The organism is Pseudoalteromonas sp. SG45-2, from assembly GCF_014164115.1.
Classification (GTDB): Bacteria; Pseudomonadota; Gammaproteobacteria; order Enterobacterales; family Alteromonadaceae; genus Pseudoalteromonas; species Pseudoalteromonas distincta.
In genome coordinates this window covers 1-9,888 of record NZ_JACJEO010000008.1, presented here as the reverse complement: position 1 = coordinate 9,888, position 9,888 = coordinate 1, and the positions used below count along the sequence as shown (strand labels likewise).

9 protein-coding genes and 3 tRNA genes are annotated in these 9,888 nt (G+C 40.1%); 4 read left to right on the top strand and 8 right to left on the bottom strand.

Annotated elements, in window-relative coordinates; translation table 11 throughout:
- Positions 1–163: 163 nt before the first annotated feature.
- From H5116_RS07245 to nudE, 5 genes are all read right to left on the bottom strand, one after another.
- Positions 164–240: transfer RNA gene (locus tag H5116_RS07245), tRNA-Met, on the bottom strand.
- Positions 241–302: 62 nt separating this feature from the next.
- Positions 303–379, bottom strand: a tRNA-Met gene (locus tag H5116_RS07240).
- Positions 380–459: 80 nt separating this feature from the next.
- Positions 460–536 (bottom strand) — tRNA-Met (locus H5116_RS07235).
- A 136-nt stretch (positions 537–672) separates the two neighbouring features.
- Complete coding sequence (gene cysQ, locus H5116_RS07230) at positions 673–1,476, bottom strand: 3'(2'),5'-bisphosphate nucleotidase CysQ (protein WP_182695533.1); 804 nt, start codon at positions 1,474–1,476, stop codon at positions 673–675.
- Complete coding sequence (gene nudE / locus H5116_RS07225) at positions 1,469–2,041, bottom strand: ADP compounds hydrolase NudE (protein WP_154903622.1); 573 nt, start codon at positions 2,039–2,041, stop codon at positions 1,469–1,471. The genes cysQ and nudE overlap by 8 nt, the downstream gene beginning before the upstream one ends.
- Before the next feature lie 61 nt (positions 2,042–2,102).
- Between nudE and yrfG the strand changes: the two genes are divergently transcribed.
- Positions 2,103–2,750: a GMP/IMP nucleotidase gene (gene yrfG / locus H5116_RS07220; protein WP_165724387.1), complete on the top strand. Its 648-nt coding sequence runs from the start codon at positions 2,103–2,105 to the stop codon at positions 2,748–2,750.
- 15 nt (positions 2,751–2,765) lie between these two features.
- Here the strand turns inward: yrfG and H5116_RS07215 are convergent, their stop codons facing one another.
- The 3 genes from H5116_RS07215 to H5116_RS07205 form a co-directional block, all read right to left on the bottom strand.
- Positions 2,766–3,389, bottom strand: coding sequence for a dUTP diphosphatase (locus H5116_RS07215; protein ID WP_002963012.1), 624 nt, complete (start codon positions 3,387–3,389; stop codon positions 2,766–2,768).
- A gap of 80 nt (positions 3,390–3,469) precedes the next feature.
- Complete coding sequence (locus H5116_RS07210) at positions 3,470–3,838, bottom strand: YacL family protein (RefSeq protein WP_182715840.1); 369 nt, start codon at positions 3,836–3,838, stop codon at positions 3,470–3,472.
- A gap of 116 nt (positions 3,839–3,954) precedes the next feature.
- Entirely contained in the window at positions 3,955–4,179 is a 225-nt protein-coding gene (locus tag H5116_RS07205; protein WP_002963009.1) for a hypothetical protein, read from the bottom strand.
- 303 nt (positions 4,180–4,482) lie between these two features.
- Between H5116_RS07205 and uvrD the strand changes: the two genes are divergently transcribed.
- From uvrD to H5116_RS07190, 3 genes are all read left to right on the top strand, one after another.
- Positions 4,483–6,648: a DNA helicase II gene (uvrD, locus tag H5116_RS07200; RefSeq protein ID WP_002963007.1), complete on the top strand. Its 2,166-nt coding sequence runs from the start codon at positions 4,483–4,485 to the stop codon at positions 6,646–6,648.
- The gene (locus tag H5116_RS07195; RefSeq protein ID WP_182715839.1) at positions 6,626–8,695 is read left to right on the top strand and encodes a GNAT family N-acetyltransferase; all 2,070 of its coding nucleotides are present in this window, start codon (positions 6,626–6,628) and stop codon (positions 8,693–8,695) included. Before uvrD ends, H5116_RS07195 begins: the two co-directional genes overlap by 23 nt.
- 103 nt (positions 8,696–8,798) lie before the next feature.
- Positions 8,799–9,647: a chemotaxis protein gene (locus tag H5116_RS07190; RefSeq protein WP_182712000.1), complete on the top strand. Its 849-nt coding sequence runs from the start codon at positions 8,799–8,801 to the stop codon at positions 9,645–9,647.
- The last annotated feature ends 241 nt before the right edge of the window (positions 9,648–9,888 follow it).

Here is a 9,888-nt window from a genome sequence, read left to right as displayed (position 1 = left end):
TTAAGCGTGCCGTTTCATTCTTATTTATCTCAGTGGTTGCGGGAGCCTGAACTTATAAAAGGTGAACCGACGACCTTCGGGTTATGAGCCAAAATATACACACTAAATTTTAGACATAAAAAAACGCGCTTTAAGCGTGCCGTTTCATTCTTATTTATTTCAGTGGTTGCGGGAGCCGGATTTGAACCGACGACCTTCGGGTTATGAGCCCGACGAGCTACCAGACTGCTCCATCCCGCGCCTGAAATTTGTAGACTTATTTAAAGTTGCTTACATTACAACTTGGCTTCCAATTAAAGAATTGGTTGCGGGAGCCGGATTTGAACCGACGACCTTCGGGTTATGAGCCCGACGAGCTACCAGACTGCTCCATCCCGCGCCTGTATATTTTAAGTCTATCGACTACTTTATTTTATCTCTTAAGTTAGAGTTTACAGTAACCTCAATCCCTAAGGAAATTGGTTGCGGGAGCCGGATTTGAACCGACGACCTTCGGGTTATGAGCCCGACGAGCTACCAGACTGCTCCATCCCGCGCCTGTAATTTCTTTAAAGCATTTTCGTAATATTTACTTGCCTGCCTTGAAGAGAGCGCTACTATATAGGAATAAACATTTAATGCAAGACCTAAACTAATTAAAGTTGTTCAACCGAACAAAAAGCAATCAAATTACTACTCTGCGATCAATCTTTGATGTGGATTAATCATTTTTTGCCATTCCCAGTCGGGATGTCCCATCACTATAAAGTCAGGGTTCTCAGTACTCTCTCGTTGGTTGTACGTTAGCGGATTAAATTCTGCATCCGTAATACAACCACCGGCTTCTTCAACAATAACTTGTGAAGCACCTGTATCCCACTCTCCCGTTGGACCAATTCTTAAAAAACAATCTGCTTTGCCCTCTGCAACAGTACAGGCTTTTAAAGAACACGAACCAATAGCAATCGTTGTAAACTGACTATTTAAATACTGACTCACCGCTTCTATTTTTTGGCGGCGGCTCACTGCAAGCGTCAAGCTCTCTGGCGGCGCTACAGATATTTGCTTATCAATTGAGTTTTCACGTTTAAAGGCACCATTTTTAGCAGTAGCAAAATAAGTCACACCTTTTGCAGGCCAATGAATAACGCCAAGCACAGGGTGATTATTTTCAATCAATGCAATGTTTACTGCAAAGTCGCCACTTTCTAAAATAAATTCGCCTGTACCATCCATCGGATCGAGCAACCAATAACGCTGCCAATCTTGTCTGTCGGCGAGTGCTGGTATAGGTGTTTCTTCCGACATAATTGGGATATCGGGTGCAAGTGCTTTTAATCCAGCAACAAGTACGTCATTTGCTGCTAGATCAGCTTTGGTAACAGGCGTATTATCTGATTTCTCTTGTTGGCCAATATCGCCTTTTTTATAAATGGCCATAATTGCATCGCCAGCACGCTCAGCTAATTCAATGCACGGTTCGATTAATTTATTCATCGGCAGCTCCAGACGCTAAATACTTATCTAATAATAGCAAAGCTGCAACACTGCGTGCTTCGGTAAAATCTTCTTGGTCTAATAATGACTGCCACTGAGTTAATGGCCACTTAACAACAACTAGCGGCTCTGGTTCGTCACCAATAAGGGTTTGAGGGTATAATTGCTTAGCAAATAAAATATGCATTGTGGCATTAAAGTAACTCGGCGCCATTGTTACTGTTCTTAATGGTTTAAAATACTCAGCGCCAAAGCCAATTTCTTCTTTAAGTTCTCTGTTAGCAGCTTGCTCTGGGGTTTCGCCCGGATCAATTAAGCCTTTAGGAAAACCTAACTGGTAATTGTTTGTACCCGCACAGTATTCACGTACAAGTAGTAACTCATTATCTGCACTTAACGGAACAATCATCACTGCTCCCCGGCCACCGCCGCGAATTCGCTCATACTGGCGCTCTTCGTTATTAGAAAACTTTAACTCTAAAGACTCCACAGTAAACAGGCGACTTTTAGCAACAACATTGTTACTGAGGATTTGTGGTGGTGTTGGGTGCTTTTTCTGTGTCATTGGCGTTAATTTGCTATCATGGCAGTTAGTTCAATAATAAACCTTATAAGTTGAAATTCCTATGTTAAATTGGTCAAAAATCGATACCGTTTTGCTCGACATGGATGGAACATTACTCGATTTACATTACGACAGTCATTTTTGGCTTAACGTTATCCCTGCGCAACACGCATTAGCTAGAGGCATTAGCCTAGATGCAGCTAAAGCAGATATTTTAAAACGCTATCAAGCTGTGAGCGGTCAAATACAGTGGTATTGTTTAGATTATTGGGAGCAGCAATTAAACTTGCCTATAATGGAGCTTAAACGAGAGTCTCAGCATTTAATTAAAATGCGCGAAGACGTACCTCATTTTTTAACCGAGCTTAAAAAAGCAGGCAAAGAGTTAATTTTACTTACCAACGCCCACCCTGAGAGTGTCATGCTGAAATTTGAGCATACAGCGATTGATAACTACCTAGATGGTGTAGTGTCTACTCATGAATATGGAGTAAGTAAAGAGCAGCAAAGTTTGTGGCACCAAGTACAAAAAGACTTAGGGTTTAATAAGCAGCGCACTTTGTTTGTAGATGACAGTGTGCCGGTATTAAATGCCGCACGAGAATACGGCATCGAGCACTTACTTGCAGTTGCTAACCCTGATAGCCAACAACCACATAACGAAATAGCCGATTACCTGAGTGTTACCGACTATCGTAAGATTATTTAACTCAGTTTACGTGGGCTAGATTTTTGGGTAACGCGCTTCAAGGCCTTGGTACACTAACTTTGCAAAATCTGCATGTTCTGTATCAAGGCTTTTAACTACTTCAACTAAATGCTCGTTATCTTCTTGCCCGTTCCACTCTTTAATGTAGCTACCGTCTTTGTAGCCATGATCTTGACGGAAAAAGTTTAAAGTGTTTTTACCTACGTAGCCGCGATATAAATCATCAATATCCATACCCATTTGCGCCATACAGCCGGCAAAGGCAGCGGCATTAAACGTTTTATCTGCAACGGCGGAAGCCGCTAATATTTCTAGCGTTTGTTTAAAGTCATCCGCTTGTTGAGCATTACTAAGCTCAGCTTCAAGTTGCTTTGCTAAGTCTTCGTAGCTAGTTTTGCCGTCAATTCTAAGCGATAGACCAAAATGAAAAATATCAACCAACTCTAAAATAACTTGTTCAGTATCTGGTGTTTGTTTTTTCCACCATTTCCAACCATGATGATCCAGCATTTCAGCGCACTCAACCCAAATAGCGCGGTACCATTCGAATCCTTGAGTAAACCATTGCTCATGTACTTTAGTGTTCATGGCGTTTTGCATTTCTAGCATAACTACTAGCTTGTTTAAATTGGCAGACATATTCATTCCTGTCGTTTTTGATTAGTGTAATAGTACCGATAAAGGAAGCTTAACGCATCAGCACTATCTTAATATGTAGTTTACTTTGAGCCGCTAAATTCAGCCCATGAATCAATTAAATCAATGAAATCTTCAAAGCCACAACCACTACTTAAACCATTTTCTTCAAGCGCTAAATCGTCATCTTGATACGCTATTAGGTCTTCACAGTCTTGATGAAGCGCATGGGCTTCAAATAGTGCTTCGTCTTTGGTTAATATTAAATCTATTTCTTGGCCTTTTAGCGTTAGCGGCTCATAGCTTGAACTCACCGATGCAATAAGCGCTTGAACCATAGCTACTTTGTCTTTGCCTATTTCTTCGTTTAGCCAGCGACCAATAGTAGCGTGTTCACTACTTATTTTAATACGTAGCCCACTAATAGGGTCGCGAATAAATTGATATTCCATAGGATTTGCCTGTAAATCTTTAATTGCGTAATTATATACGTAAACGCCCGCAAACCACAGGACATATAAAGTAAAATAGCGCCACAAGGGCGCTATTTTATTCAACTTTAAAGCAGTTAACTTCGCGATCTATAACGCGCTGCGTCAATAATCGACCATAAGTAAATAATAGGCACTAGTACAAAACCTACAAGCACATAAATTAGTGCGTAACTTATTATAATAGCGAGTGCAAAAAATATAGCCGCTAAAATACGCCCTTGCACTAACTGCCCTAAACCAGGAAAAAATATATTACATAATGCTGCGATTACGTTACCGCCAGAACCTTGATCTGCCATACTAACCTCTGTATTTATTTGATTTTATAATTATTTACTTACACACTCTATGCCAATTTATTAAAGCTTACAAATCAAATAGTTAAATTAGTCTAGATTTAGAGAGTTAGTAAATTTTGCTAACTTTAGGTCAAATTAGCAATTTTTATTGTGCGTTTACGCTTTTTTGTTTGTTCAAAAAATTATCAAGTTACTCGTTTTTAAGGCTATTTTATAAATAGCTGTTTATAAAAACAGTATTTTATTTAGCCTAACAAAAACACCTGTTATACTGCCCACAATATTGATTAAAAAGGCGTAACGATGGACGTTTCACAATTACTCGATGGCTTAAATGACAAACAACGCGATGCCGTTGCAGCCCCACTACAAAACATGCTGGTATTAGCAGGTGCTGGGTCTGGTAAAACACGAGTGTTAGTTCATCGTATTGCGTGGCTTATGCAAGTTGAGCAAGCATCTGCTTACAGTATTTTTGCCGTAACCTTTACTAATAAAGCGGCTAAAGAAATGCGCAGCCGCGTTGAAGAAACACTAAAAGCCCCTGTAGGTGGTATGTGGATTGGTACGTTCCATGGTTTGTCGCATCGTATTTTACGTGCTCATCACCGTGAAGCTAACTTACCAGAAGCCTTTCAAATTTTAGACTCTGACGATCAACTTCGGATGATCAAGCGCTTATTAAAATCGATGAATATCGATGATAAAAAATGGCCCGCCAAACAATTTGGCTGGTACATCAGCGCTAAAAAAGATGAAGCACTTCGCCCTAAAGATATTCAAGCATACGATATTAACGAGCAAATGATGCTGCGTGTTTACGCCGCCTACCAAGAGGCCTGTGATAGAGCAGGCCTAGTAGATTTTGCCGAAATATTACTACGCAGCTACGAAGTGTTAAAAAATAACCCAACGTTACTGCGTCATTATCAGCAACGCTTTGCACATATGCTCGTAGACGAGTTCCAAGATACAAATACCATTCAATATGCTTGGTTAAAGTTACTTGCAGGCGATACAAGCAGTATCATGATTGTAGGCGACGATGACCAAAGTATTTACGGTTGGCGCGGTGCTAAAATCGAAAATATTAAACGATTTTTAACTGACTTTAGCGCAGAAACCATTCGTCTTGAACAAAACTACCGTTCAACAGCAACTATTTTGAAAGCGTCTAATGCATTAATTCAAAATAACTCAGAGCGTATGGGTAAAAGCTTATGGACCGACGGTAACGATGGCGAGCCAATTTCTATTTATGCGGCATTTAATGAGTTAGACGAAGCACGCTTTGTAAGTAGCAAACTACGAAGCTGGTTAAATGCAGGTAATGCCCTACAAGATGCCGCAATTTTATACCGTAGTAACGCGCAATCTCGTGTACTCGAGGAGGCCATGCTGCAAGAAGGCTTAAAATACCGTATTTATGGGGGTATGCGATTCTTCGAACGACAAGAAATTAAAGATGCGTTGTCGTACTTACGCCTAGTAGGTAATCGTCAAGACGATGCCGCGTTTGAGCGTGTAATTAATACGCCAGCACGCGGTATTGGCGATAAAACATTGAGCCATATACGCGATTGTGCACGAGCAGAATCGTTACCGCTTTGGTATGCCGCAAAAGCAATTGTAGAACAACAGCATTTATCTGGTCGTGCTTCTGGTGCAGTAAGTAAGTTTGTAGAACTCGTTGAACAAATAGAAGATAAAATTAGCGACCTAACTTTGCATGAGCAAGCCAAGTACACAATTCAAACCTCAGGCTTGATGGCAATGTACCAAGCCGAAAAAGGTGAAAAAGGCCGTGCTCGCGTAGAAAACTTAGAAGAGCTAATTAGCGCTTGTGATCAGTATGAGCTGCCTGAAGACGAAGAGTACAGCTCACCTTTACAAGGCTTTTTAGCCCATACGTCACTTGAGTCAGGTGAAGGACAAGCAGAAGAACACGAAGACGCCGTACAAATGATGACGCTTCACTCAGCTAAAGGCTTAGAGTTTCCGCTAGTGTTTATGGTAGGCGTAGAAGAAGGCATGTTCCCTTCTCAGCAAAGCAACGAAGAGTCGGGTCGCTTAGAAGAAGAGCGCCGCCTTTGTTATGTAGGCATGACACGAGCAATGGATAAGTTATACATTAGCCATGCTGAGAGTCGCCGTTTATACGGGCAAGAAAAATACCATAGCCCATCTCGCTTTTTACGCGAAATCCCTGAAGACTGCGTAGAAGAAATCCGTATTAAAACACAGGTTTCTCGCCCGCCTGCCGCTGGGCGTTTTAGCGCATCAGTTAGCCATGCCGCATTTGAAGACAGTGGCTTTAACTTAGGACAACGCGTACTGCATGCTAAGTTTGGTATTGGTACTGTACTGAATTATGAAGGTAGTGGCGCACAATCTCGCGTACAAGTTAACTTTGACGACCTTGGTAGCAAATGGTTAGTAACGGCCTATGCACGATTACAAGCGGTATAAAGCACACCTAAATGAGTTAGAGCAACAATTAGCTGGCGCGTATCATCGTAAGCTAGTGTTGATCACGGGCAGCCCAGCTTGGTGTTATGAAATACTTAACTCATTAATAAATGAAAACAATACACTTGTTGTATCAAAGCAGTGCGCAATTAAAAATTCGTACTGGCCTACTCGCACACACCAAATTTTAGGGCAAGAATTTGCTCATGCTGTTTACGATGGTTTTAGTGGTTTGCACCCTGATAAACTTGCAGCACTTGCCGGAACCATTAAAGCAGGCGGTATACTGTTTTTATTACTGCCTGAACTAGATGATTTAGCCTCTTGGCAAGATCCCGCATTAAGTACAGTGCAATCACACGGTCAGAGCATTGACTACAGCATATTTAATCAACGTTTCGCGACTATTATTGAACCGTTACCTGCTTTTCACTTTAGTGAAAAAAATGGCTGTATTAGTAATAACGCTAGCTATGTAATGCATAATAAAATTGATTATGAGCCACAGCAAAACTGTATTGAGCAGATAGTAAAAGTAGCTAATGGCCGTGCAAACAGGCCTTTACTCATTAATGCTGATAGAGGCAGAGGTAAGTCGGCAGCACTTGGCTTAGCCGCGGCAAAACTAACTGATAAAAAAGTAATTATTTGCAGCACTCAGTTTAAAGCGACCCATAGCAGCTTTAAACATTTAGCCCAAGAGTTAAGCCTTCAATACAACGCTGAACATAAACAGCTCGCCAACTTGCACTACGTTGCACCTGACGCGTTATTAAACACACTACCTGAGTGCGATTTACTACTCGTTGATGAAGCTGCAGCAATCCCTGTTCCGTTATTACTACTAATGCTAGCTCATTACCCTCGTATAGTATTTGCAAGCACTCTGGTTGGGTATGAGGGCAATGGTAGGGGTTATACCATTCGCTTTAGTAACTATATTAAAGCACACTATAAAGCCTCTAAAGTTGTAACGCTTGATGAGCCACTGCGTTTTGCTAAACACGATCCCCTCGAGAAGCACATTCGCACCTTGCTTGCACTCGATGCAGAATATATAGAGTTAAGGAGTGATGAATTAGAGCAGCCAATTCATAGCGAAGTAACTCAGCAATCCCTTGTAAACAATGAATCTTTACTGCAGCAAGTTATTGCCCTACTTGCACTGGCTCACTATCAAAGTAGTGTCAACGACTTACGCCAACTACTAGACGCACCATCGCAAAGACTATTTATTAGCAAAATTAATAATCAATTAGTTGGCGTATGCTTAATCGCCATAGAAGGTGGTTTGAGTGAAGAACTTGCCCTACAAGTTATAAGTGGAGAGCGCCGTCCGCAAGGACATTTAATGGCGCAAGCACTCTCACAACTTAGCTTTAATAATGACTGTTTAACACAACTGAGCGCCCGCGTTGTACGAATAGCGATTGATCCGAGTTCCCACAATATAGGACTTGGTAAAAAGTTACTTAGTTATTGCGAGTCGCAGGTAAAAAGCCAATGTAGTTGGCTTGGTGCAAGCTTTGGCGCAACAGCGCAGTTACTTAATTTTTGGCAAAACCTAGGGTTTGATACTGTAAAATTAGGTTATCAACGCGATAAAAGCACCGCTGAACATTCGGCGCTTGTGGTTAAATGCTTGAGTGACAAAAGTACAATTCTCCAACCCCTAAAAAAGCAGTTTAAAAACGATTTCTTTTATGCTCTTTTAACACACTTTAAAACACTAGATTGGCAACTCGTGAATATTATAATTGAAGGATTTAGCGACGAGTTAATAAGCCTAGAGACTCACGAGCGATTAGCACTGCTCACTAAAAGTAACTTCACTCAATTTAGTATCTCTGCAACTCTTTGGCAGTTACTGAGTCAGTCACCTTCTTATATATCTCAATTAACAGAGTCGGATAAACAACTTTTAATAAAATTAGTACTTCAAAATGAAAGTAATGAAAAAGTGATTCAACACTTAGGTTTATTAGGAAAAAAGCAGCTTGAGAATCAATTTAAACGTGCCATAAAAAACCTCACTAGCACCATCTAATAATTTCTAGTTGCCCTATCTCTGTTAAATTTTATCCATCTTTAAGCTATTTATTTAATTTGTTCTATCCTTAAAGCATTAATAGGTAAATTAAGATAAAGGCATGGAATTAATAAACTTTAAAGTGGGCTGCAAAACAATTTCGCTAAAAATACTCGATATTTTATTAACTGAGCGCTTTGACAATAATCTAACAACTTTACCAAACAATAATAAAAGCTTTATTGGTGTTAAAGATTATATGGATATACCAACACCTGTTTTTGATTTAGGTATTATTTTAAATAATATCTCAACTGAACAAAGTAATGCGCATGTACTAAAACAACTAAGAATATGGCAAGACAAACTATTAAACTGGTTTAATACCCTTCAAAGTAACTTATTAAATAGCTCGGCTTCTATTTCAAATAATGACGCAGAACTACAAGATTTTGTTTTGTTTTACAAAGAATTCAACACCGACAATGAAGACTTAAAATTAACAATGTCTCGGCTTGACGAGCCCTTCCAATCATTACTAGAGACAGCAAAAGCAGCTATAGCAGCCCATAATCGAAGTGATCATAAACAAGTATCAGCTCTGCTCGACAAAATTAAGCGTAATAGTCTAATTCAGCTTGAGCGTTTATTTGAATCCGCTAAAGAGCAAATAACCTTAGACTATAAACCTATTATTGTTTTCACCACCAAAGACGGACTAAATCCACATGTTGGTTTATTAGTAGATAAGGTTGAAGATAATATCGACTATAAAGAAGAAGACATAAAGCCACTGGATAAGCTCACTGAGGTTGGTTTTGATCTAGACCCACAAACTAAAAATATGATGCTAGGATTAATCAAGCTCCCCCAAAAGCATAGTGTATTAATTGATCCAAGCGTAATATTTAAACCAGCTCAACTAGAAGAATCTGAAAGTGAAGAAACCCAAGCTTATGGACTATTTTAAATAGCCTTTAAATTTGGTTATTAACTTTAGTACTGGAATAATGAGCTATTCCGCTCAACTTGTACATTTAGATGAATTAGAGAAGAATCGAGTATGTAATGTCCGTTACTCCCCATATTTCACTTTTCTGCAGATGTAAAAAAGCCCGACTATTTCTAGTCGGGCTCTCTACAATGTGAGGTCGGTGCGCTACGCAGTAGGATGTCGTAGTGCCCACAGCGGTAGAAAGTCGTAGTGCCCA